General features: G+C 40.0%; 19 protein-coding genes. 15 read left to right on the forward strand and 4 right to left on the reverse strand.

What is annotated here, in order from left to right; all coding sequences use genetic code 11:
• Window positions 1–24: 24 nt before the first annotated feature.
• From T375_RS00130 to T375_RS00140, 3 genes are read left to right on the forward strand one after another with little or no spacing between them, the layout of a single operon-like run.
• Window positions 25–897 carry an NAD(P)/FAD-dependent oxidoreductase gene (locus T375_RS00130; protein WP_044933668.1) on the forward strand — a complete coding sequence of 291 codons (873 nt, stop codon included), beginning with the start codon at window positions 25–27 and terminating at the stop codon, window positions 895–897.
• A 30-nt stretch (window positions 898–927) separates the two neighbouring features.
• On the forward strand, window positions 928–1239 hold the full coding sequence (trxA, locus tag T375_RS00135; protein WP_044933669.1) for a thioredoxin: 312 nt from the start codon (window positions 928–930) through the stop codon (window positions 1237–1239).
• Between the two features lie 21 nt (window positions 1240–1260).
• Window positions 1261–1707, forward strand: coding sequence for a MarR family winged helix-turn-helix transcriptional regulator (locus T375_RS00140; RefSeq protein WP_044933670.1), 447 nt, complete (start codon window positions 1261–1263; stop codon window positions 1705–1707).
• Here the strand turns inward: T375_RS00140 and T375_RS00145 are convergent.
• The gene (locus tag T375_RS00145; RefSeq protein ID WP_044933671.1) at window positions 1700–2884 is read right to left on the reverse strand and encodes a hypothetical protein; all 1185 of its coding nucleotides are present in this window, start codon (window positions 2882–2884) and stop codon (window positions 1700–1702) included. The genes T375_RS00140 and T375_RS00145 overlap by 8 nt on opposite strands.
• 9 nt (window positions 2885–2893) lie before the next feature.
• Entirely contained in the window at window positions 2894–3841 is a 948-nt protein-coding gene (locus T375_RS00150) for a tetratricopeptide repeat protein (protein WP_044933672.1), read from the reverse strand.
• Window positions 3842–4004: 163 nt separating this feature from the next.
• On the opposite strand from T375_RS00150, the gene T375_RS12995 reads away from it, so the two are divergent.
• Window positions 4005–6335: a hybrid sensor histidine kinase/response regulator gene (locus tag T375_RS12995; protein ID WP_049960210.1), complete on the forward strand. Its 2331-nt coding sequence runs from the start codon at window positions 4005–4007 to the stop codon at window positions 6333–6335.
• A gap of 10 nt (window positions 6336–6345) precedes the next feature.
• Complete coding sequence (locus T375_RS00160) at window positions 6346–6588, forward strand: hypothetical protein (protein ID WP_044933673.1); 243 nt, start codon at window positions 6346–6348, stop codon at window positions 6586–6588.
• A gap of 44 nt (window positions 6589–6632) precedes the next feature.
• Here T375_RS00160 and T375_RS00165 read toward each other — a convergent pair whose 3' ends face one another.
• The gene (locus T375_RS00165) at window positions 6633–7088 is read right to left on the reverse strand and encodes an acyl-CoA thioesterase (protein ID WP_044933674.1); all 456 of its coding nucleotides are present in this window, start codon (window positions 7086–7088) and stop codon (window positions 6633–6635) included.
• A 119-nt stretch (window positions 7089–7207) separates the two neighbouring features.
• Here T375_RS00165 and T375_RS00170 point away from each other — a divergent pair, with 119 nt between their 5' ends.
• A complete protein-coding gene (locus T375_RS00170) occupies window positions 7208–8548 on the forward strand; it encodes a butyryl-CoA:acetate CoA-transferase (RefSeq protein WP_044933675.1) in 1341 nt (446 codons plus the stop codon).
• A 153-nt stretch (window positions 8549–8701) separates the two neighbouring features.
• The gene (locus T375_RS00175; RefSeq protein WP_049960211.1) at window positions 8702–10258 is read left to right on the forward strand and encodes a family 43 glycosylhydrolase; all 1557 of its coding nucleotides are present in this window, start codon (window positions 8702–8704) and stop codon (window positions 10256–10258) included.
• 2 nt (window positions 10259–10260) lie between these two features.
• Here the strand turns inward: T375_RS00175 and T375_RS00180 are convergent, their stop codons facing one another.
• Complete coding sequence (locus tag T375_RS00180) at window positions 10261–11049, reverse strand: biotin--[acetyl-CoA-carboxylase] ligase (RefSeq protein WP_044933676.1); 789 nt, start codon at window positions 11047–11049, stop codon at window positions 10261–10263.
• 197 nt (window positions 11050–11246) lie between these two features.
• On the opposite strand from T375_RS00180, the gene leuB reads away from it, so the two are divergent.
• The 8 genes from leuB to T375_RS00220 all read left to right on the forward strand — a co-directional run bounded on the left by leuB (window position 11247) and on the right by T375_RS00220 (window position 24335).
• The gene (leuB, locus tag T375_RS00185; protein ID WP_044933677.1) at window positions 11247–12338 is read left to right on the forward strand and encodes a 3-isopropylmalate dehydrogenase; all 1092 of its coding nucleotides are present in this window, start codon (window positions 11247–11249) and stop codon (window positions 12336–12338) included.
• Between the two features lie 2 nt (window positions 12339–12340).
• Window positions 12341–14011, forward strand: a complete 1671-nt coding sequence (ilvD, locus tag T375_RS00190) for a dihydroxy-acid dehydratase (RefSeq protein ID WP_044933678.1) — start codon at window positions 12341–12343, stop codon at window positions 14009–14011.
• 1 nt (window position 14012) lies between these two features.
• Window positions 14013–15683, forward strand: a complete 1671-nt coding sequence (gene ilvB / locus T375_RS00195; RefSeq protein WP_044933679.1) for a biosynthetic-type acetolactate synthase large subunit — start codon at window positions 14013–14015, stop codon at window positions 15681–15683.
• A 4-nt stretch (window positions 15684–15687) separates the two neighbouring features.
• On the forward strand, window positions 15688–16770 hold the full coding sequence (gene serC / locus T375_RS00200; RefSeq protein ID WP_044933680.1) for a 3-phosphoserine/phosphohydroxythreonine transaminase: 1083 nt from the start codon (window positions 15688–15690) through the stop codon (window positions 16768–16770).
• 14 nt (window positions 16771–16784) lie between these two features.
• Entirely contained in the window at window positions 16785–17948 is a 1164-nt protein-coding gene (locus tag T375_RS00205; RefSeq protein WP_044933681.1) for a phosphoglycerate dehydrogenase, read from the forward strand.
• On the forward strand, window positions 17948–19183 hold the full coding sequence (locus T375_RS00210) for a DUF1015 domain-containing protein (protein ID WP_044933682.1): 1236 nt from the start codon (window positions 17948–17950) through the stop codon (window positions 19181–19183). The genes T375_RS00205 and T375_RS00210 overlap by 1 nt, the downstream gene beginning before the upstream one ends.
• Before the next feature lie 294 nt (window positions 19184–19477).
• Complete coding sequence (locus tag T375_RS00215; RefSeq protein WP_044933683.1) at window positions 19478–23260, forward strand: DUF7604 domain-containing protein; 3783 nt, start codon at window positions 19478–19480, stop codon at window positions 23258–23260.
• A gap of 37 nt (window positions 23261–23297) precedes the next feature.
• A complete protein-coding gene (locus tag T375_RS00220; protein WP_044933684.1) occupies window positions 23298–24335 on the forward strand; it encodes a DUF5979 domain-containing protein in 1038 nt (345 codons plus the stop codon).
• The last annotated feature ends 11 nt before the right edge of the window (window positions 24336–24346 follow it).

Below are 24346 nucleotides of genomic sequence, written 5' to 3' on the forward strand. Positions count from 1 at the left end.
AAAGAGCTATGGAGGTTTTAAAACATGGAAAGATATGATATTGCAGTTATAGGTACAGGCCCTGCTGGATTAGAGGCTGCTATTACAGCAAAGGTTAGAAATAAATCAGTACTTCTTATTGGTGGTAAAGGTTCTTCTGATAAGGTTTCAAAGGCACACACTATTCAGAATTACTTAGGTCTACCTGATGTTGCTGGTGCAGATATGGCAAAGGCATTTCTTGATCATGCCACAGGAATGGGCATTGAAATCACAGAAGATAAAGTAAATGCTGTTTATTCAATGGGGCAGTATTTCGCAATTCAGTGCCACAACGGTGATTATGAGGCAAGCTCAGTAATTATTGCAGCTGGTATGACTACAATGAAGCCATTCCCTGGTGAAATGGAAAACCTTGGAAGAGGCGTAAGCTACTGTGCAACATGTGATGCAGCTTTATATAAAGGAAAGACAGCAATCATCCTTGCATACAGCGAAGAGGATGAGCCAGAGGCTGAATTCTTAGCAGAAAGAGCTGACACAGTTTATTATTTGCCACAATACGAGTATAATGGAAATCTAAGTGGTAATATTAAAGTAACTTGCGATGTAAAGCCAGGCACAATCGAGATGAAAGATGGTGCAGCTGTTCTTACAACAGACGGCGATACATTCTCAGCAGATGGAATCTTTATTTTAAGACAGCAGATTGCTCCATCACAGCTTGTTCCAGGCTTAAAGATGGATGGAAATCACGTTGAAGTAGACCGTCAGATGAATACAAACATCAAAGGTTTATTTGCATGTGGCGATATTACTGGTACACCATATCAGTACATTAAGGCCGCTGGTGAAGGAAATGTAGCAGCACTTTCAGCTGTTTCATATTTAAATGAACTAAAAAAAGCGCAAAATTAGTTATTGATTTAGAACGAAAGGAGATATACTATGGTAAAGAAAATTAATCAGGATGAATTTAAGTCAATGGACAAGTCAGGTGTTTCTGTTTTAGACTTCAATGCTACATGGTGTGGTCCATGTAAGATGCTTGCTCCAGTTTTGGAGGAGGTTTCTGAAGAGCTTTCTGATAAGGCTAACTTCTACAGTGTCGATACTGATGAAAATCCAGATTTAGCAAGAGAATATGGTATTATGAATATTCCTGCAATCGTTGTCTTGAAGGATGGCGAAAAGGTAGACATGAATGTTGGTTTCGTTCCAAAAGAAGCACTTTCTGATTTTGTGTCTAAGAACTTATAATTAATAAGAGGTGAGTATTAAATGAGTGATAAATTTGATTGCTTGAAAATTTCAAATCAGCTTTGTTTTCCGCTGTATGCTTGTTCAAAGGAGATTGTAAAGAGATATAAGCCATATCTTGATCCAATCGATCTTACATACACACAGTACATTACAATGATGGTAGTTTGGGAAGAAAAGGAGATTACTGTTAAGGCTCTTGGAGATAGATTATTCCTTGATTCTGGCACACTTACTCCAGTTCTCAAGAAGCTTGAGCAGAAGGGTTATGTTAAGAGAAGTCGTTCAAAAGATGATGAAAGAAATCTTATCATCACACTTACTGACGAAGGATTGGAATTAAAAAAGCAGGCATGTGAAATACCTGCTAAGATGGGCAAATGTGTAAGTTTATCACAAGAGGAATCTTCACAGCTTTACAGTTTACTATACAAGATTCTTGGATCTTTCCCAGAAGAAACTAATTAAATAGATTAAACAGATCCACATTTTCACGAGCTTTAGAAATGACATCGTCTACGAAAGAGGCGGTGTCATTTTTTATTGTATCCCAGTCGATTACTTCAACTTTGGACAAATCTACACCAGCATTATCAAACACGTCTCCCATATTTTCTACAGTCTGGAGAGTGCCTTTTATGTATCCTTCCCCTAAAACTTCCTCATTTTTTGCTACCTCGATATTGGTAACTTCTGTTTTCATACCAGAATCAATAAAGTTTAATAAAACTCCACAATCGATGGTATATACATCTCCGTTTGATGCATAGTAGGAAAGATTATCTGTAAATGAGTTTGTGTATGTAGTGCTTCCGTCGCGCTTGATGGTGACAACTGCAAGCTCATCATCTGGAAGAGGAGCGTAGAACTCCATGGTGCTAAGGTTCTTACCGTAGATAGCAAGATACTCACCATCGTTCTTATAAGATAAATCAAACACGATTTTTCTAGTGTGATTCCACTTATCTAAATAAAGAGAGCATGTTATATCGTGGTCAGGAGTTTTCATTCCAAGCAAATCCCAAATGAAATCACCCTCACCGGCAGGAATTGTGATTTTGAACTCAGAGGCTTCAGTGCCATCCTCATCAGTGTACACCTCACCGGTTTTTTCTATTTCAATGCTGTGAACAAAGTTCCAGATATTTCGTTTGTTGTTGTGGAACCATTCTCGGGAAATATCGTTGTTTAGATTTGGAGCTTTAAGGAATAAATCTTCTCCGGTATCAAATCCGTAGGAGATGTCTCCTAAAAGAGGTGCAACAAGATAAACGGTATCATCCTGGGCATAGATATCCAATTCACCTACATTTAAAACTAATACATTAAGATTAGAGTTGCAGGAGAATTTTTTTTGCTCATATGAGCGCTCGCCCTTTATGCTACCGCTAATTGAATATGGAAAGCCCTTTACTTTTTTGATGTAGGCATTTCCTGAATAGCGAATGTCGGAATTAGTGTAATTTCTAAATAAATCCTTCAGGTCGATATTGTAGGCCAAGTAATCTGGACTGTTGAGTGTTGATTCTGAAAAGTTAATAACTGAAGCTAACACTCTTACTTTAGGATTAAAGTCCAATTCTGCCTTAATTAATATAGCTATTGTAAATACGATAATAAATGTTATTCCAATTTTCTTCTTCATAATAAGAAATTATAAAAGTTCTATTGGAGTATCTGCAATAGACAAAGCGATGGCAGTGTCCATCTCAAGTAGATGTTGTGTGGCTTCTGTATCTGCAACTTCGATTGTACCTTCAGCAAAGCGAACGCAAGCCTGTTGATATTTTTCTGTATCACCACTGTTGCGATATACCATCATATAAAGCTTCGAAGCTTCTAGCTTCATATGAATGTTGTTGGCAATTGTTGCGGAAGAATCCAAGCTAAGAGCCACAGCCTCAGCACGGTCATATTCTTTCATTCCACAGAAGGTCTCGATAAGGAGCTTCAAGTCCTCGATGTAATCCTGAATAGTGATTTTTGAGTTTTGAATAAAGGTTACCAATTCGTCTATATGGTCATATACATATTGATTATCGCCCATGCGATGATGTAAGTTTGCTTCCAAGACAGAAAGACTAAGGTCGTGATGGTGCATGTCGTTTTTGGTGGCTATTTCAGAACCTCGTTTTAAATAGCTTTCAGCTTCTGCATATCTGTGCATATGTAAGTAGCAATAAGCAAGGTTAAGGCAGGCTACTAAATAAGAATGAGGTTCGTTTGGAAATTTATCTCCGTGGTCTTCCAAATCCTGAAGAGCCATCTTTCCGTAGTTAGCAGCACTATCGTAATCGCCTAGTATCATATAACGATTACAAATAGTGGTATAGAAGAAATGCTTCGCACCAAGTATATGATGCTTATCAATAATATCAAGAGCGTTTAGACACTTATGAAGCATCTTACTATCATAGCCCATTATTCCATAAGCTATAGCAAGACCTCTGAGAGTGAGGATGTATTGCTTATAATCTTGTAATTCTTCATAGATGCTTGAAGCCATATTTAGATTGTCGATACCTGGCTCCAAGTTGTTGGAATGAACCAAATAAATTCCTTTGTCATAATACTCTTTTGCAATTTGTTCTGAACTGGCCATAGTAACCTCCTATGCAAAAACCACTAATACATCAATCTAAGTATATCATTTAATAATAGTACTAATATTTAAAATTCTGTGACGTTTTTCGTAATTTGTTGTTTTGAACGAAATTAAATATTACAATTACTGTAGTGTTTGTAAGAATTACGGGGATTGAATTATGAAAAGGACTAGTCTATTTATCTATGAAATTGTGCTCGTAGCCGGAGTACTAATCTATGTGTTTATTATTGGGCTTTTAATTTGGGGTGAGAGTTATTTAAAAGAGGAGCGAACCTACACCTCATTTGAGCTTGAAAGCTATGATGATGGATGGTATAGAATCTACTCTGATGGCACCAAAGAAGCCATAGATATTCCAGGACAATATCAGCCTGAATCTTCACATGAGTTTGTAATTGAAAAAGAAATCAATGTAGATGTGCCTTTGTTTGTTAGCTTTGATTCTGCAAAGCAGGATATTAACGCCTTCGTGAATGGTGAATTGAGATACAGCTATTCAACCAAGGATTCACGATTATTTGGTGACAACAGCCCAGGTGCGTTAATGTTTATTCCAGTTTATCCAGAGGATAATGGTCAAAACTTGCAAATAGTTTTTATAGGTGACAATAACTATTCGGGAGTTCTTGGCGATATATGCATAGGAACTCAGCTTGGTATTACCAAGAATCTTTTTGCTAAAGAGAAGTATGCTCTGATATTGACTTCGATGCTATTAATACTTGGCTTTATTGCTTTTGTAATAGGCCTTGTGGTACGGGCTACCTACGGACGAACTATGCCTTTGTTCTACGCAGGCTGGGTAGTTATGTGCGCGGGACTGTGGTCACTTGCCGAGTCTAACATAAGACAGTTCATAGCGCCGAACTTTTCACTTTTATCCTATATGACATACCTAAGTCTTATGATGCTTCCGTTTGCCACGGCTTTTTATTTTGACAGGCTTCAGGAGGGACGTTATCGCATTTTCTATTTGATTGTTTCTGTGCTTGATGTTTTCTGTGGCTACATAGCAATAATGCTGCAGTTCTTTAATGACACTGATTTAATAAATGTGTTGATATTCGCTTTCATTGCAATAGTTCTTACGATGCTGATATTTACTATCTCCATTGTGATAGATTTTATCCAAGGTCGTTTAAAAAACAATTGGGCAGATTTGGTTGGCGTAGCCGGCGCTCTTGTAGCTGGATTTGCACAGATTCTTTCCTACAACAGTAGACCAACTACTGTGGATAGAGGAATACTTTTATGCGGTTTACTGTTTTTCATCGTCATGTCGTATATTCGTGCTCTGACAGATGTGCGAACAATGGAAAGAGACATGTATGCAGCAGTTAAGGCTCAGGATGCCAGCACGGCATTCTTAACAAGAATGAGCCATGAAATGCGAACACCAATTAATGCAATCCTTGGAATGAATAAAATGATTCTTAGGGAAAGCAGAGAAGATAATATTCTGGATTACGCCCGTGATGTAAACAGCGCTGGCAACTATCTCCTTGGAATTGTAAATGAGGTTCTAGATCTTGCAAAGGTTAATGCAGGCAAGATTGTGATAGAAGAAGAAGAGTACGAATTAATGGATATGGTCCGCGAATGCTACGCGCTTGTTCGACCTAGAGCAAAGGCTAGTCGATTATCCTTTGAAGTGGATATGAGCGATGTGCTTCCAGAAAAGCTAAAGGGTGATAAGGAGCATATCATACAGGTAGTAACAAATCTTCTTACTAACGCAGTAAAATATACACCTGAGGGAAGAATTACTCTTTCAGTACAGGGAAAGATATCAGAAGGAAAACTGCTTTTGATAATTACGGTAAGTGACACGGGAATTGGTGTGGCAGAAGAGAGCATTCCGTTTTTGTTTGATTCATTCAAGCGAGTAGGAGAGTTTGCGCAAAGCAAAATTGAGGGAACCGGTCTTGGTCTTACAATCACTAAGCAGCTTGTAGATTTGATGCATGGACAGATATCTGTAGAATCAGAATTAGGTAAGGGCACGTCATTTACAGTTGTAATCCCACAAGAGATATGTTCCGTGGAACCATGTGGCACATTCTCTATGGGACCTAATGGTGACAGACGTGTGGCTGACAGACATGAAGTATTTGATGTGATTGGCGCAATACTTGTAGTTGATGATGTGGCTATAAATCTTAGGGTATTCACTATGCTTTTGAACGACACTGATGTCACTGTGGATACAGCAATCAGTGGAGCAGAAGCAATAGAGAAGATAAAAAGAACAAAATATGATATTATATTCATTGATCATTTGATGCCTGGCATGGATGGCCTCCAGCTAAAGGAAATCATGGATACCATAGAGAACAATCCAAACAAGGATACACCTCTTATCATGCAGACAGCAAATGCAGTTGTAGGCGCTAGAGAAGAATACGAAAGCTTTGGCTTCAGCGACTACATCGAAAAACCAATCAAAGAAGAGGAGCTAAAAAAGCTTCTCAGAAAATACATGATATAAGGAGATTACCATGGCATTTAATCCAGCAGATTTATTTAGAGTTAGAAGTGCAGCAGCCACTTTCAATGCAAATCATCCAAAGCTTCTTCCATTTTTCGGAGCAGCTAAAAACAAAGCAATGACACCAGGTTCAGTTATTGAAATTGCAATCACTGATCCAGCTGGTGAAAAAATCGAAACAAACCTTAGAGTTCAGGAATCAGACATTGAGCTTATCAATCTTTTAATGGAAATTGGTTCTAAGGGAATGTAAAAAATAAACCTTCCTGCATTTGCAGGAAGGTTTTTCATTATCTGTTATTTAAATTCAAAGAACTTTGTATCAAGCTCAGGATAAGCCCTCTTCATAGAAATAGGGATTCCTGATTTATTCATAAAGCAGTGTCTAGTTTTTGCTACGGCACGGTCCTCTCCGGTAACCTTATCGTAAATACGATAAGCAACTTCCATTTCATGACCATCGTAGGAAACCAACTTAGTATCTACCACGATAGTCTCATCAAATTTTACCTGGCTTCTATATTCAATAGAATGAGAGATGACAGGGGAAGTGATTTCCATATCAAGCATCTGCTTAAATGAAAGTCCCATCTGCTCCATAAGGTTCATTCTTGCATCCTCAATCCAGTTTAGATAATTGGAAGTGTGAATGATTCCCTGTTGATCTGTCTCATGATATTTTGTGTGATGCTCAAAAGGGGTAATCTTTATCTGCCTTTTAGCACCAGCAACTTCAATTTCTTGTTTTGCCATAGTGTTACCTCCTGATGAAATTTACTATGTTAATTATATCACAAAATTTAGATTGATTGTGTAGGATGATAGTGGTAAAATGACGTTAATTGATAAAAATTTAACGAGCGGAGGTTATTATGGATTTTCAGGCTGAGTATAAGAAGAAGCTGACTACTGCAGCTGAGGCTGTAAAGGTAGTAAAAAGTGGGGATTGGGTTGATTATGGCTGGTGTACTGGCACACCAGATGCTTTGGATAAGGCTTTAGCTGCGCGTACTGATGAGCTTAGAGATGTAAAGGTACGTGGTGGTATTTTGATGAAGATGCCTGCAATTTTTGAGCGTGAGGATGCAGGTGAGCATTTCTGCTGGAACTCATGGCATATGGGCGGTCTTGAGAGAAAGCTTATTGCAAGAGGATGCTCTTATTATGCACCAATCAGATACTCTGAGCTTCCTAGATACTACAGAGAGCATATTGAGCCAAATGATGTTCTTATGATTCAGACTACAACTATGGACAACCATGGTTATTTCAACTTTGGTCCTAATGCATCACATCTTATGGCTGCAGTTGAGAAGTCAAAGCACATTATTGTAGAGGTTAACAAGAACATGCCACGTTGCCTTGGCGGATTTGAAGAGGGAGTTCATATCTCTAAGGTAGACGCTATTGTAGAGGGAGATAATCCAGCTATCCTTGAGATGGGTGGCGGCGCTGCTCCTACAGATGTAGATAAGGCTGTTGCAAAGCTTATCGTTGAGGAAATTCCAAACGGTGCATGCTTACAGCTTGGTATTGGCGGTATGCCAAATACAGTAGGCGCCATGATTGCTGAGTCGGACTTGAAAGATTTGGGTGTTCATACTGAGATGTATGTTGATGCATTTGTTGATATTGCAAAGGCTGGAAAGATTAACGGTTCTAAGAAGAACATTGATAGATTCCGCCAGACTTATGCATTCGGTGCTGGTACAAAGAAGATGTACGACTACATGGATGAGAATCCAGAGCTTATGAGTGCTCCTGTTGATTATACAAATGATATTCGTCAGATTTCTGCACTTGATAACTTCATCTCTATCAACAATGCTGTTGATGTAGATTTATTTGGTCAGATCAATGCTGAGTCAGCGGGAACAAAGCACATTTCAGGTGCAGGCGGACAGCTTGATTTCGTACTTGGTGCTTATCTTTCAAATGGTGGAAAGAGCTTCGTATGTCTTTCATCTACATTCACAACAAAGGATGGCACAGTAAAGAGCCGTATTCGTCCTACACTTGCTGAGGGTTCAATTGTTACAGATACTCGTTCAAACACACACTACCTTGTTACAGAGTATGGTAAGGTTTGCTTGAAGGGACTTTCAGCTTGGGAGCGTGCAGAAAAGATTATCGGTATTGCACATCCTGACTTCCGTGATGAGCTTATTGCTGAGGCAGAGAAGATGCACATCTGGAGACGTTCAAATAAATAATCATTGATTTTCAGGGACTTCGCTAATTGCGGAGTCCTTTTTTTGTTGAATATTTCACGTCTATTTCTATTGAAAGTGGGACACATTAATGTTATACATAATTATAAAATAGTTTAACGAAAGCTAAACGAAAACAACTAGGGGGATAATTACATGAAGAAAAAAGCGATGGTTGCAGTGCTGATTGCAACGACGGCTGCAAGCCTTGTGGGCTGTGGCTCGCCTAAGGAAGTGGTGCTTGAGAAAGAGGATGGGGGAAATCCTTTAGTATCTTCTAATGAGGACTATGTGTACGGTGGCGACCCTTCGGTGCTTGTGGATGGAGATACAGTGTATCTGTACACGGGCCATGATGCTTCTACAGATGAGGAGGTTGGAAAATCTATTTATAACATTCCTGAGTACTTGTGCTATTCATCTACAGATATGGTGAATTGGACCAGCGAGGGAGTGGTAATGTCCATGGAAGATGTTAGCTGGACTAGCAACGACACATCTGCATGGGCATCCCAGGTGATGAAGCATACAGATCCTGCAGATGGAAAAGATAAATACTACTTATATTATTGTAGTTGGGACAAGACAGGAAAGCAGTGTATTGGCGTTGCAGTTTCTGATTCACCAACTGGTACCTTTGTTGATATAGGGGCTCCTCTTGTGAAGAGCACTGTTACAAAGCCAAACACCAGCACCTTCAATGATATCGACCCTACGGCCTGGATTGAAACAGATGAGGATGGCGTAGAGCACCGTTATCTTGCTTGGGGAAATGGCATGTTTTTTGTGTGTGAGCTTAATGAGGATATGACTTCTGTGACGGATGTTAATGGTGATGGAAAGATTACTAGCGGCAAGGTAGCAGGAGAGGATGATGTGGTAATTCGTACTGATGGATTGGAAAGCTACACAGAAGCACCTTGGATTTATCGAAGATCTGATGAAAATGGCAATTACTATGGCGATTACTATCTGTTCTTTGCCCACCAGTGGAGAGAGTGCATGGCCTATGCAACTACTGACAATTTGTTAAGCGGTGATTGGAGCGAGACTAAGAAAATCATGAATCCTACTGCTACATCAAACACTAATCACATGGCAGTATTTGATTTTAAGGGCAAGACTTACTTTGTATATCACAATGGTTCGCTTCCTGCAGGAAGTGGCTTCAGAAGAACTGCCTGTGTTGTGGAGCTTCAGTTTAATGACGATGGAAGTATAGATTTGTTTGAGGAAAGTGCAGCAGGAATTTCAGGCAAAACATCAACCATTTCTACTATGGATGAAGTTTTGATTGCTCATAATCCATTTGTTTGCTCTTCAGCAGATAGCGATTATCCATACAAGGATGTTGCCATTGGAATTAATCTTGTTGAAGGAGACTCTAAGGATTTTGATTGGGTGATTAGAAGCGGAAAGGCAGATTTTACCAATGAGTCATATGTCTCAATCGAATCTGAAAACAAGCCAGGGCTTTACATCACAGCAAATTCTGATGGAACTGTAACCCTTTGCCAGGATACAAAAGCAAGTGAAGGCACTGCTGCTAATCAGACTTTTAAAACAGTGGAAGGACTTGCAGATAAAAGTGGGGTAAGCCTAGAGAGCGTGGCTCAGCCAGGAAAATACGTAACCTTAGTAGATGATGTGTTAACACTTACAGATGGTTCAGATAAAGAAAGTGCAACTTTCAAAATAAAAGTTGCACAGTAAAATTATTTCAGTATACGGTTTAGAATATCAGCTACTAGCTGATTTCTTGTGATGGTGATGTTGCCATCGGAGAATAGGCTAGTAGCTTTGTTTTTTATCTCATCCGGAAATGCGTTTATATCAGAGTTAAAATTGATTCCGATTCCAATAACAATCCACTGGAGACGTCCAGTTTCAAATTCAGTTCCGGCTTCTGTCAGGATTCCACAAATCTTTTTATCTCCAACGAAAAGGTCGTTGATTGGCTTTAGTGTAGGCTTTACATCGGTGAGGGATGCGATGGCATCGCAAACGGCATTTCCAATGAAAGTGGTGATTTCATCTGAATCGGTGCTTGGTAAATGCTCTGGAGTCATTACCACACTCATGTACAATCCACCTTTTGGTGAATAAAAGCTGTGGTCTGCTCGGCCACGGCCTTCACTTTGTTCGTTGGCAATAACAAGTGTGCCATATCTTAAATCTGTGATGGCAAGCTCCTTGGCCTTGCGATTGGTAGATGGAATGGAGTCGTAGATGTGAATCAGACTGTCATTTCCTTTGTAAATGTCAGCTACATCTTCCTTAAGGTATGAGCTTATGCCGGCAGAAGAGAGAATATCATTTTGCCCAGCAAGTCTATAACCTTTGTTGCTGACTGCTTCTATTTCATATCCGTTTTTTCTAAGGTCATTGATGGCTTTCCATATGGCGTTTCTTGAAATTCCAAGGAATGAAGCCATTGCTTCTCCTGAAAGAAATGTTGATTTATTGGCCTCTAGCAGCTCTAGAATTTTATCTTTAGAACTCATAAAAAATCTCCTAAAAGAATTTTATAGTAGAATGTCATACTTTAAAGTGGTAAAGTTTACTAAACACTTCATATGTATTTTAGAAGTATTTGGGCTATTTTGTCAAAGATATCAAAATGAGGTTTAATTTAATTGAATTTCACACTTTAGTGTACTAAAATGTAACTATTAATTAGAATGGTAATTAGGAGAAAGCTATGAAATGTAACATTGGCGTTATTAGGGGAGACGGAATTGGTCCGGAGATAGTTACTGAAGCAATAAAAGTTCTTGATGCTATCGGTGCTAAATATGGACACACATTTAACTATACTGAAATCCTCATGGGAGGCTGCTCAATCGATGCAACAGGAGAGCCACTTACAGATGAGGCAGTAGAAAAAGCTCTTGCAAGTGATGCAGTGTTAATGGGTTCAATAGGTGGCAACACATCTACCAGTCCTTGGTACAAGCTACCAGCCGACAAACGTCCAGAGGCCGGCCTTTTAAAGCTTCGTAAAAGTCTTAATCTTTTTGCAAATCTTAGACCAGCATATTTATATGATGAATTGAAAGAGGCATGCCCACTTAGGGACGATATCATCGGCGATGGTTTTGACATGATGATTATGCGTGAGCTTACTGGTGGTCTTTATTTTGGAGAACGTTCTACAAAGGAAGAAGATGGTCAGCTTGTTGCCAGAGATTCTCTTACTTATTCAGAAAATGAAATTCGTAGAATTGCAAAGCGCGGATTTGATATAGCAATGAAGCGCAGAAAGAAAGTTACATCAGTTGATAAGGCTAATGTACTTGATAGCTCCAGATTATGGAGAAAGATAGTAGAAGAGGTTGCAGCAGATTATCCTGAGGTTTCCTACGAGCACATGCTTGTTGACAATTGCGCAATGCAGCTTGTGAAAGACCCAGGTCAGTTTGATGTAATTCTTACAGAGAACATGTTTGGGGATATTCTTTCAGATGAAGCATCTATGGTTACCGGTTCAATTGGAATGCTTTCATCTGCTTCCCTTAACGATACAAAATTTGGATTGTACGAGCCTTCCGGTGGAAGCGCACCTGATATTGCAGGCCAGGGTATCGCAAATCCGATAGCCACAATCCTTTCGGCAGCAATGATGCTTCGCTACAGCTTTGACTTAGATGCAGAGGCAGATGCAATCGAAGCAGCCGTAAAGAAGGTGCTTAAGGCTGGTTACCGAACAATCGACATTATGCCTCGCGACGGCAGCGCCGTAACTCGCGTCGGCACAGTGGAGATGGGTGATTTAATTGTAAAGGAGTTATAAATATGAGAAGTGATAACGCAAGAGCTGGTATGCAGCAGGCGCCAGCCAGATCATTATTTAATGCATTGGGATTTACTCCAGAAGAAATGAAAAAGCCAATGGTTGGTATCGTATCTTCGTACAACGAAATCGTGCCAGGCCATATGAATATTGACAAGATTGTGGATGCCGTAAAGCTTGGAGTTGCTGAGGCAGGCGGTGTTCCAGTGGTTTTCCCAGCTATCGCAGTTTGTGATGGTATCGCTATGGGACACATCGGAATGAAGTATTCCCTTGTAACTAGAGATTTGATTGCAGATTCCACAGAGTGTATGGCACTTGCTCATCAGTTTGATGCACTTGTTATGGTGCCAAACTGTGATAAGAACGTTCCAGGACTTCTTATGGCAGCAGCTCGACTTGATTTACCAACTGTATTTGTATCAGGTGGTCCAATGCTTGCAGGTCATGTAGGAGGTCAGAAGCGTTCCCTTTCTTCTATGTTTGAGGCAGTTGGCGCTCATGCCGCTGGCAACATGACAGAGGAAGAGGTTGAAAACTTCGTTGAGAATGTTTGCCCAACATGCGGAAGCTGCTCAGGTATGTATACAGCCAATTCCATGAACTGCCTTACAGAGGCACTTGGAATGGGACTTAGAGGAAACGGTACAATCCCAGCAGTATATTCAGAGAGAATTCGTCTTGCAAAGCATGCTGGTATGGCTGTTATGGATATGTATAACAAGGGTATTACAGCTCGTCAGATTATGACAAAGGATGCAATCCTCAATGCCCTTACAGTAGATATGGCACTTGGATGCTCAACAAACTCGATGCTTCATTTGCCAGCAATCGCTCACGAAATCGGATTTGATTTTGATATTGAGTTTGCAAATCCTATTTCTGAAAAGACTCCAAACCTTTGTCACCTTGCACCAGCAGGTCCTACTTACATGGAAGACCTTAATGAGGCTGGCGGCGTATGGGCAGTTATGAAGGAGCTTGCAGATATAGGCCTTCTTAATACAGATTGTATGACTGTTACAGGAAAGACAGTTGGTGAGAATATTGCAAATGCAGTAAATAGAAATCCAGAGGTTATCAGACCTGTGGACAATCCATATACAAAGACAGGTGGTCTTGCAGTTCTCAAGGGAAATCTTGCACCAGACGGTTCAGTTGTAAAACGAAGTGCAGTAGTGCCTGAGATGCTTGTACACGAAGGACCAGCAAGAGTATTTGACAGCGAGGAAGATGCTATCGCAGCTATCAAGGGTGGCAAAATCGTAGAGGGAGATGTTGTAGTCATTCGCTACGAAGGACCTAAGGGTGGCCCTGGTATGAGAGAAATGCTTAATCCTACATCAGCAATTGCAGGTATGGGACTTGGTTCATCAGTTGCTCTCATTACAGATGGTCGTTTCTCAGGTGCCAGCCGTGGTGCTTCCATCGGACATGTTTCACCAGAGGCAGCTGTTGGCGGACCAATTGCACTTGTAGAAGAGGGCGACATCATCGCCATCGACATACCAAATTACACTATGACTCTTAAGGTTAGCGACGAGGAGCTTGCAGCTCGCAAAGCTAAGTGGAGTCCTAGAGAGCCTAAGGTTACTACAGGTTATTTGAGAAGATATGCTGCGCAGGTAACTAGCGGAAATAGAGGGGCAATTTTAAAAACACCGGAGGTTTAAGATGTTATTAAATGGTTCAGAAATAATTATAGAATGTTTGAAAGAGCAGGGAGTTGATACAGTTTTCGGCTATCCGGGTGGAGCAATTCTTAACTTATATGATGAGCTTTATAAGCATAGTGATGAGATTCATCATGTGCTTACAAGCCACGAGCAGGGAGCAGCTCACGCAGCAGATGGCTATGCACGCTCAACTGGCAAGGTTGGTGTGTGCTTCGCTACTAGTGGTCCTGGCGCAACAAATCTTGTGACAGGTATTGCAACAGCTCATATGGATTCGGTTCCTATTGTTGCCATCACATGTAATGTAAATGTATCTTTGCTTGGTAAGGATTCTTTCCAGGAGATTGATATCACTGGTATTACAATGCCTATCACAAAGCACAACTTTATCGTTAAGGATATCAAGGATTTGGCAGAGACAATCCGCCGTGCATTTACTATTGCAAAGAGTGGTCGTCCAGGTCCAGTACTCATTGATGTACCAAAGGATGTTACAGCTCCTACTAACAAATACGAATACATGCCAATGAAGCCAATCCCAGTTGGCCGAGTTAAAAAGAGCATTACTGAGGATGCTATCAAAGAGGCAGTTAAGCTTATCAAGAAGTCTAAAAAGCCAGTTGTCTTTGTTGGTGGTGGTGCAGTTCTTGCAAATGCTTCAAAGGAATTAAAGAAGTTTGTAGAGCTTGTTGATGCACCAGTTTGCGACACTCTTATGGGTAAGGGTGCATTCGATGGCAGAGATGAAAGATACACAGGAATGCTTGGTATGCATGGCTGCAAGGCTTCAAACCTTAGCGTTTCAGAGTGCGATTTGCTTATCGCTGTTGGTACCAGATTCTCTGATAGAGTTCTTGGAAATCCAGACAAATTTGCTAGCAATGCAAAGATTCTACAGTTTGATGTAGATCCTGCTGAAATTAATAAAAATATTCTTACTGATCATGCTATTGTTGGAGATGTAAAGGAAATTTTATCTAGATTAAATAAAGTTCTTGAGCAGGCTGATCATGCTACTTGGATGAAGCATGTTAAGGAACTATCTGAAAAGTATCCTCTGGTGGTTCCAGCAGAAGGCTTGTCAGGTCAGTATATCGTTGCTGAAACTTACAGACAGACAAAGGGCGATGCAATTATCGCAACAGAGGTTGGTCAGCATCAGATGTGGGCGGCTCAGTACTACAAGTTCAAGAAGCCTCATCAGTTGTTGACATCAGGTGGCCTTGGAACAATGGGATATGGCCTTGGCGCTGCAATCGGTGCGAAGACAGGTAATCCTGATAAAAAGGTTATCAATATCGCCGGCGATGGTTGCTTCCGCATGAACATGAACGAAGTTGCAACAGCTGTAAGAGAAAAGCTTCCAATCATCGAAATTGTTATTAATAATCACGTGCTTGGAATGGTAAGACAGTGGCAGACAATTTTCTATGAAAAGCGTTATTCAGCAACAGTCCTTGATGACGTAGTAGATTACGTTAAGTTAGCTGAGGCTATGAGTGCAACAGGCTACAGAGTTACAACTCAGGAGGAATTCCAAAGTGCCTTGAAGGAGGCCCTTGTCTCCGAGAAGCCTGTGCTTATTGACTGTATCATCGATTCAGATGACAAGGTATGGCCAATGGTAGCACCAGGAGCACCTATTAACGAGTTTTTCAAGGAGGATTAGTGTAATGAGTAGAGTTTATAATTTTAGTGCTGGACCAGCTGTTTTACCAGAGGAGGTTTTGAGAGAAGCCGCTGATGAAATGCTTGATTATAAGGGATGTGGAATGTCTGTTATGGAGATGAGTCATCGCTCAAAGGTATTCGATGACATCATCAAAGAGGCAGAAGCTGATATCCGCACTCTTATGAATATCCCAGATAACTATAAGGTTCTTTTCCTTCAGGGCGGTGCAAGCCAGCAGTTTGCAGCAATCCCTATGAACCTTATGAAGAACAAGAAGGCTGGATATATCATCACAGGTCAGTGGGCTAAGAAAGCTTATCAGGAAGCTAAGATTTACGGTGAGGCAGTAGAGCTTGCAAGCTCAGCAGATGAGACATTTAGCTACATTCCAGATTGCTCGGATTTACCAATCACAGATGATATGGATTACGTATACATCTGCGAAAACAATACAATCTATGGCACAAAATTTAAGACTCTTCCAAATACAAAGGGGAAGGATTTGGTAGCAGACGTAAGTTCTTGCTTCCTTTCAGAGCCAGTAGATGTTAGCAAGTACGCTATTATCTACGGCGGTGTTCAGAAAAACGTTGGACCTGCAGGTATGGTAATTGTTATCATCCGCGAGGATTTAATTCGTGACGACGTTCTTCCTGGCACACCAACAATGCTTAAGTACAAAACACAGGCAGATAACGACAGCCTTTACAATACACCACCTTGCTATGACATTTACATCTGTGGAAAGGTGTTTAAGTGGCTTCTCAAGAATGGTGGTCTTTCAGCAATGAAGGAGCTTAACGAAAAGAAGGCTAAGATTTTATATGATTACCTTGACTCTTCAAAGCTTTTCAAGGGAACTGTTAGAAAGGAAGACCGTTCACTTATGAACGTGCCTTTTGTTACAGGTAATGAGGAGCTTGATGCTAAGTTTGTAAAAGAGGCAACAGCAGCAGGATTTGTAAACCTTAAGGGACACAGAACTGTTGGCGGTATGAGAGCTTCTATTTACAACGCTATGCCAATCGAGGGTGTTGAGAAGCTTGTAGAGTTTATGAAGAAGTTCGAAGAAGAAAATGCATAAGGAGGGAATGACTAATGTTTACTTATAATTGCTTAAATCCTATTTCTGACAAGGGCTTAGTTAATTTCTCCACAGACTATAAAAAGGTAGAGAATATCAGCGAGGCTGACGCAGCTTTAGTTCGTTCAGCAGCAATGCATGATTTGGAGCTTGGGGATAAGCTTAAGTGCATCGCTAGAGCAGGAGCTGGCGTAAACAACATTCCTCTTGATAAATGTGCAGAGGAAGGAATCGTAGTATTCAACACACCAGGTGCAAATGCTAATGGTGTAAAGGAGCTTGTTTTCGCAGGAATGCTTTTATCTTCACGTGATATCGTAGGTGGTATCGATTGGGTTCTTGAAAACAAGGACGACGAGAACATCGGCAAGACTGCAGAGAAGGCAAAGAAGGCTTTTGCCGGAACTGAAATTGCAGGAAAGAAGCTTGGTGTTATCGGACTTGGTGCTATCGGTGTAAAGGTAGCCAACGATGCAAATCGTCTTGGAATGGAAGTATTAGGATACGACCCATACATCTCTGTAAACGCTGCATGGAATCTTTCTAGAAATGTAAAGCATGTGACAAACGTAGAGGATATTTATAAGGAATGTGATTTCATCACAGTTCATGTGCCACTTCTTGATTCTACAAAGGGCATGATTAACAAGGAAGCAGTCCAGATGATGAAGAAGGGGGTTGTAATCCTTAACTTCGCTAGAGACCTTCTTGTTGATGAGTCAGCTGTACTTAACGGTATCGAATCAGGTAAGGTTCGCCACTATGTAACAGATTTTGCAAATCCTACTGTTGCTGGAAAGAAGGGTGTTATTTGCACTCCTCATCTTGGGGCTTCAACAGAGGAGGCAGAGGACAACTGTGCAGTTATGGCAGTTAAAGAAGTAATGGACTATATGGAGAATGGTAATATTACTCACTCTGTAAACTATCCAGATTGCGATATGGGAATTTGTACAGCAGAAAGCCGTGTGGCTATTCTTCACAAGAACAAGGCTGGTCTTATCGCTTCATTTACAACAATCCTTAGTAAGGACAATGTCAATGTAGAGGATATGACAAACAAGAGCCGTGGGGATTTCGCATACACATTGCTTGATATTGGAAGCAAGCTTACAGATCAGGTTATTTCAGAAATAGAGAAGGTTGATGGTGTTATAAAAGTTAGGGTGGTAAAATAATGGCGCTAATTGTACCGTTTAAGGCAATCAGACCAAGTAAAGAAGAGGCTGCTACAATAGCAGCCCTTCCTTATGATGTATACAATAGAAGTGAGGCATATCAAAAAGTAAAGGAGCAGCCTGGTTCATTTCTGGCAATCGACAGACCGGAAACTCAGTTTGAGCCAGATGTAGACATGTATTCAGACAAGGTTTATAAAAAGGCTGCTGACATGCTTGATGAGTGGATATCTAAAGGGAGATTCATTCAGGATGATATGCCTTTTTATTATGTCTACGAACTTACAATGGATGGACGCTCACAAACAGGAATAGTTGCCTGTGCATCCATAGATGACTACGCTAATGGCGTTATCAAAAAGCACGAGAATACAAGAGCAGAAAAGGAGCAGGATAGAATCCGCCATGTGGATACCTGCAGTGCCCAGACCGGTCCAATATTTCTTGCATACAGGGCAGACGCTACAATTGCCAGCATTGTTGCAAAGGCAAAAAGTCGCAAGCCAGTATATGATTTTGTGGCAGAGGATGGCATATCACATCGCTGCTGGGTAATTGATGATATGATGACATGCGCATTGATAGCTACCACATTCGATAAGATGGATTCTATCTACATTGCAGATGGTCATCACAGAGCTGCATCTGCTGTAAAGGTGGGATTCAAACGCCGTGAGGAGAATCCGGATTATACAGGAAAGGAAGATTTCAATTTCTTCCTGTCAGTTCTATTCCCAGACGATGAGCTGAAAATCTATGATTACAATAGAGTAGTTAAGGATTTGAATGGCATGGCTCCAGAAGAGTTCCTCGAGGAACTGGATAATGTGGTGGATTTACTATCTACTTCAGAAAAAGCAATCAGGCCAGAGAAAAAAGGCCAGTGGAGCATGTATTTGGATGGCGTCTGGTATTTGTACCAGGTTAGAGAAGAGCTTTTATCTGACGACCCAGTAGAGGGCCTTGATGTTTCATTGCTACAGAATCTGGTTCTTGAGCCACTTCTTGGAATCGATGATCCTAAGACTAGCGATAGAATTGATTTCGTAGGAGGCATCAGAGGTTTAGGTGAATTGGAGCGCAGATGTGCTACAGATTGCAGAGTGGCATTTGCCATGTACCCAACCAGCATTTCAGAACTATTTGATGTGGCAGATGCAGGACTTTTAATGCCACCAAAATCCACATGGTTTGAGCCAAAGCTAAGAAGTGGGTTGTTTATACATAGAATATAAAATGAAACGGGACAGCGTAAGCTGTCCCGTATTTTTTTCTCAGTAAACGTTTCAGTGTTCGTTTTCTACCATCATATTTACGAAAGTCTATAAAGTTATTTCGTGACTTTGTTCACAAAATTCTCACAAGTTGTATAGTAAATTAATTACGTTCTTGCCAATATTCAGATAATTCTTGCCAGTTCACAGACTTGTCACACAATATATGTTAACTTGAACTCACAAAAAGTTATGCAATGTAACGTTTTGTAGGAGACATTGTTGATTGGCAAATATTAAGTGAGGAAGAAGCGTATGAAAAGAAATCTACCTATTTTACTTAATAAGATCATGTCATTAGGTCTTATAGTACCACTGTATTTGGCAATGTCAATAAGTGCATTTGCTGATATAACAGATGCGCCTTCAGAGGATACTCCTACTCCTACAGAGGAAGTTGCTTCTGTTCCTGAGGCAAGTGCACCGACAGAACCAAGTACATCTTCAACTGAGGAACCAGTTACAGAGGTTACAACACCTACAGATGGTGTAACACCTGATAATCCAGGTGAAGCTGATCCAACTGGCGACCAAACTCCTAATAACGATCTATTAGGAGATGGTTTAAATCAGGATGGTGATGGTCAGGATGATGGCAATCCAGATGACGGCAATCCAGATGACGGAAATCCAGATGATGGCGACCTCGATGGTGAATTGGATGATGAGTCTGACGACGAGTTAGACGACGAATTGGATGACGAGCTTGATGAAGAACTTGAAGAAGAGCTAGAGGAAGAAGAGGAAGAAGAGGAAGAAGAATGTGACCACGAACTCATCTACACATCCAATGAAGATGGAAGCCACACAGTAACATGTGCTCTTTGTGATATGGAAGAGTATATAGAGACATGTGAATACGACGATGACGGTATTTGCGTTAAGTGTGGTTACAAGCGTCTTCCTGATCCAGTACTCGTTTATGAAGATGAATATGTAATAGTAACAGTTTCAGGTGCAATTCCTGAAAATGCTGATTTAAAGGTTAAGCCTATTACAGAAGAAAATGAAGAAACTAGAGATCTTTATAATCACACAGCTGACAAGATGGAAGAGCTGTTAGCTGATTCAGAAAATGAAGTATATGGATTCCTGGCATACGATATTTGTTTTACAGACATTGAAACAGGCGAAGAAGTTGAGCCATCTGATAATGTAACTATTTCAATGGAATACAAGAGCGAGCAGCGTCCAGTTGAAATGGAAGATGTAGACAACGCCAACGAGTTAAAAGTTGATTTAGTACACATTAATGATAAGACAGACCAGGTTGAAAATCTTACAGAAGCAGGTAGTGCTACTGTTTCAACTGCATCTGATACTTCAGTAAAGAGTGCAAGCTTCACAAACGATAGCTTCTCAGTATATACATTACTTTGGAATGGAAATACAAATAGACAGATAGAATTAACCTTCAATAATAAATTTGTTGAGGTAGTAGAAGATGAAGAAATTCCAGAGTATGAGGAAGAGCGAGATACAATCAATGTCAACGAAGGTACTCCTGAAATTGTTATTGCAGATAAGATTGATGATATTCCAGGCTACAAATTTAAGAGAGCTGAATTTGTTGTAAATGGAATGCATAAAGATGTTGATGGTCTTAAATTCAGAAAAAATAATAATTCATATTATCTGGATTTATGTAAGGATGGGGCAGTTGTTTTTTCAGTTGCATTAAGTTCACATGCTAAGGCAAAGCTGGACATCTACTACGAGAAAAACATCAATCTTACAGTACAGAAAATTGCAACAGGTGCTGCAAAAGAAGATACTACTACAACTTATGAATTTGTAATCAAGAATTCAGAAGGTGTTCCAGTAGGCGCAACAAAATATTATGTAGGTGAAGAATTAAGAACTACAGACGCTGCATCTGGAATGTTTACATTACTTTCTGGACAAAAGGCTGAATTCCTAGGCCTTGCCGAAGGTAATTATTACATTACTGAAACAGGCACATCCGATGGAAGTGCTTATAAACTAAAGGATTTCACAACAAAGATTTTAGAGGTAAAGAAGAATCAGGCAGATACATTATTAGTTCAATATGAAGCTGCATCACAGGATACAAGAGTAGTAGAAACATCTGTTGATGATGAGTCTACAAAAAATATTAAGTTTAAGAACTGCTATACAACAGTTAGTGGACCAATAGAAACTGTATCAGCATCAGTTGCAAAGTATATTAGATACCATGCAGAAGATGACAATTATGATCTTACAATCAAGTTTAAGGGTCCAGAACAAAAAATAGTTACTACTATTGATACATCAGAAGAACTTGAACAGCAAGAAAATATCAAAGTAGACATTATTCTTGTGGTTGATAAATCAAATTCAATGGGATATGCAACAACAGATCCTGTATTAAATACAAGAATCAAATGTGTAGTAGCAGCAGTTGATTCCATGGTTGAGACCATGAAGGATAAAGATGATGTTGATGCTAAGTGGAAGGTTATAGATTTTGGTAAATCTGCAAAGCTAATGACAAATGGCTGGGTGGACACAGGAGATGTTGTAGTGACAGAAAATCTTGGACCAGCAGAAGACATTGGTGGTGGTACAAACTATTGTGCTGGACTAAAAAAGGCCAATGATCAGGTGGCTGGAGCAAGATCAGATGCAAAGACTATTATTATCTTCCTTACAGATGGATGTCCTACATATTACCAGATAGGAAATTCAGTTTATGGAAACGGATCTAATCTTACAACAACCATAGAAAGTGAAACATATAAAGCAGCTGAAAATGTAACATGTGATTATTTCTACGCAATAGGAATGGGACTTGGCTACAACTCATATAGTGATACATCAGGTGGTATAGATGCATTTACACTTTTACAGAATATGAGCGCCAAAGTAAAAGCTAAGGAAACAGCGCAAGCATACAATATTTCACCTGAAAAGGTTGGCGCTATCTTTGATAGCTTGGCTGGAACAATCAGCGGCATTGCAACAGGTGGAATTGAAACTAGTACAGAGATGCTTTTCTCATCAAATGTAGTTATGACAGATACACTTAGCGAATATGTAGACATCGTTCCAGATAGTACATTCAAGATTAACGTAACCTTAGACTTACAGGATGTACAAGATGAGAGTGTAGCTAGTGTGCCAGGTGTCATCAAAAACGGAATTCAGGAATCACCTGCCACATACACATTACCTGATGGAACAGTTCTAACAGCAAATTACATCGTTAAAAATAATGCTGATGGAACAGTTGTAAGAACAATTAGCATGGTATTCCCACAGGGTTATCTGTTAGATGATGGATATGAGTATCAGGTTAAGTTCTACGTACAGCCAAGCGATTTTGCATACGATTGCTACTACGAGCGCATTGAGGATGAAAATCCATATCCACACAGAGGAGATGATAAAACAGACCATGGTAACAACGATCCTATTACATCATCATTATTACCTGGCTTCTATTCAAATGGTTTAGCTAATACAACTTATGTAATAAACAACCAGTCAGGCAAGCTTGATTTCCCTAAGCCTGTAGTTCAGGTACATTTCACAAATGTTTGGGAAATCTACAAGGTAAATCAGAGCGGTGATTACTTAGATGGTGCAGAATTCGTACTCGAAGAACAGGCAGAAGAAGGAACAGTGGCTGCATCTTATACAGGAACTAGCCAACAGGTTGAACAATTATCAGGATTGGTTGTTTGGAATGAAACTGTAGCAACTGGAAAGATTTACAAGTTGAAAGAGATGCAGGCTCCTACAGGATATGTTACTAGCGATGACAAATGGATAATCACAATCTCTGATGAGAATGTTCCTACAGTAAGAATTGTAACATCTGATGGCAATCCAGAAGGAACAGAGTACTTGGTTGAACCAGTGAGAGACGGAAAGGTTATTACTTACAGATTCCAGTTCACAAACAAAAAAGCATCAGCTTTACCTTACACAGGTGGAAGCGGAGTATACAAAACTACAGTAACCGGAATTGCAATGATGATTTTATCAGCATTCATGTTCTACTTGAACAGAAGAAAAAAAGCAGGTTTTTAACATGGTAAAGTCATAGTGACTTGGAAGGGAGTCGCCAATGAAGAAGGCAGTATTTAAATCAAAAGGATTAATAGGAATAATTCTTGGGGCTTTATTAATCATAGGCTGTCTACAGATAACTGGGTTAAAAGCTGCTGGAAGGATTAATCCTAATACTCCGATTACTATTACAGCTAAAATAGCTGAAAATGATCAATCGATATTTGCACAGGAATTTGACGGTAAGCTTCAAATCAGACTATATAAGATAGCTGATATTGGAGAGACAGGCAAAGCCACTGTAGAAGCTGGGTTTGAAGATATAGATTTAAGTATTTTAGATCAAAACCCATCGCCAGAGGACATCATAGATAATATAGTGGATATTGCCGAACCTATTGCAAAAGACATGGAAGACTACACCACTATTGAGATAAATAGAGGAGATGGTGAATCTGAAAAAACAGTTACCATGCCAGAAGGAGCTGGAATCTATTTATACGTACCACAGCCAGCAGCAGATAGAAGGTATACATACACATTTACAAGCTATATCCTCTATGCACCAACCAGTACATACATTATGACAGGACAGGGAAGTGACCAGTGGCAGTACGATGTAGAATTTACGATCAAATCAGAGGCTGAGCAAGCATATGGTGATCTTGCTATAACAAAGACTCTGGATACATTCAATAAGTCACTGGGAAAAGCATCATTTGTTTATAAAGTTACAGCAACGCTGGATAACGAGGTAGTTTTAAACAATGTGTATTCAATTGACTTTGACAAAGCTGGAAGCAAGACAAGAACAATAAAGGACTTACCAGCATCAGCAGTTGTCACAGTAGAAGAGATATACACAGGTGCTAGCTATGAAGCAGTAGGGAATGAGATAGTTTCAGGATTAGTGATAAAACCGGGAGATACAGTAACAGCTAATTTTGAAAATGACTACAACGGAAATCTTATCTCCGGTGGAATTAGCGCAGAAAATCAGTTCACCGTAGATGAGAATGGCAACATTATATGGACTGACAAGGATGGCAATCCAAAGGAACAGTTACATATGGAACCAGCTGAAACTTTTAGGTAGATGTGAGATGG

It is taken from the genome of Pseudobutyrivibrio sp. LB2011 (assembly GCF_000701765.1).
Classification (GTDB): Bacteria; Bacillota; Clostridia; order Lachnospirales; family Lachnospiraceae; genus Pseudobutyrivibrio; species Pseudobutyrivibrio ruminis.

What these genes read in the sequence shown, in the direction of transcription:
- ilvD (WP_044933678.1), top strand. Translation starts at nt 12,341, where the DNA reads ATGAGAAGTGATAACGCAAGAGCTGGTATGCAGCAGGCGCCAGCCAGA.
- T375_RS00130 (WP_044933668.1), top strand. Translation starts at nt 25, where the DNA reads ATGGAAAGATATGATATTGCAGTTATAGGTACAGGCCCTGCTGGATTA.
- leuB (WP_044933677.1), top strand. Translation starts at nt 11,247, where the DNA reads ATGAAATGTAACATTGGCGTTATTAGGGGAGACGGAATTGGTCCGGAG.
- T375_RS12995 (WP_049960210.1), top strand. Translation starts at nt 4,005, where the DNA reads ATGAAAAGGACTAGTCTATTTATCTATGAAATTGTGCTCGTAGCCGGA.
- T375_RS00175 (WP_049960211.1), top strand. Translation starts at nt 8,702, where the DNA reads ATGAAGAAAAAAGCGATGGTTGCAGTGCTGATTGCAACGACGGCTGCA.
- T375_RS00220 (WP_044933684.1), top strand. Translation starts at nt 23,298, where the DNA reads ATGAAGAAGGCAGTATTTAAATCAAAAGGATTAATAGGAATAATTCTT.
- T375_RS00140 (WP_044933670.1), top strand. Translation starts at nt 1,261, where the DNA reads ATGAGTGATAAATTTGATTGCTTGAAAATTTCAAATCAGCTTTGTTTT.
- T375_RS00210 (WP_044933682.1), top strand. Translation starts at nt 17,948, where the DNA reads ATGGCGCTAATTGTACCGTTTAAGGCAATCAGACCAAGTAAAGAAGAG.
- serC (WP_044933680.1), top strand. Translation starts at nt 15,688, where the DNA reads ATGAGTAGAGTTTATAATTTTAGTGCTGGACCAGCTGTTTTACCAGAG.
- trxA (WP_044933669.1), top strand. Translation starts at nt 928, where the DNA reads ATGGTAAAGAAAATTAATCAGGATGAATTTAAGTCAATGGACAAGTCA.
- T375_RS00215 (WP_044933683.1), top strand. Translation starts at nt 19,478, where the DNA reads ATGAAAAGAAATCTACCTATTTTACTTAATAAGATCATGTCATTAGGT.
- T375_RS00180 (WP_044933676.1), bottom strand. Translation starts at nt 11,049, where the DNA reads ATGAGTTCTAAAGATAAAATTCTAGAGCTGCTAGAGGCCAATAAATCA.
- T375_RS00170 (WP_044933675.1), top strand. Translation starts at nt 7,208, where the DNA reads ATGGATTTTCAGGCTGAGTATAAGAAGAAGCTGACTACTGCAGCTGAG.
- T375_RS00205 (WP_044933681.1), top strand. Translation starts at nt 16,785, where the DNA reads ATGTTTACTTATAATTGCTTAAATCCTATTTCTGACAAGGGCTTAGTT.
- T375_RS00160 (WP_044933673.1), top strand. Translation starts at nt 6,346, where the DNA reads ATGGCATTTAATCCAGCAGATTTATTTAGAGTTAGAAGTGCAGCAGCC.
- T375_RS00145 (WP_044933671.1), bottom strand. Translation starts at nt 2,884, where the DNA reads ATGAAGAAGAAAATTGGAATAACATTTATTATCGTATTTACAATAGCT.
- T375_RS00165 (WP_044933674.1), bottom strand. Translation starts at nt 7,088, where the DNA reads ATGGCAAAACAAGAAATTGAAGTTGCTGGTGCTAAAAGGCAGATAAAG.
- T375_RS00150 (WP_044933672.1), bottom strand. Translation starts at nt 3,841, where the DNA reads ATGGCCAGTTCAGAACAAATTGCAAAAGAGTATTATGACAAAGGAATT.
- ilvB (WP_044933679.1), top strand. Translation starts at nt 14,013, where the DNA reads ATGTTATTAAATGGTTCAGAAATAATTATAGAATGTTTGAAAGAGCAG.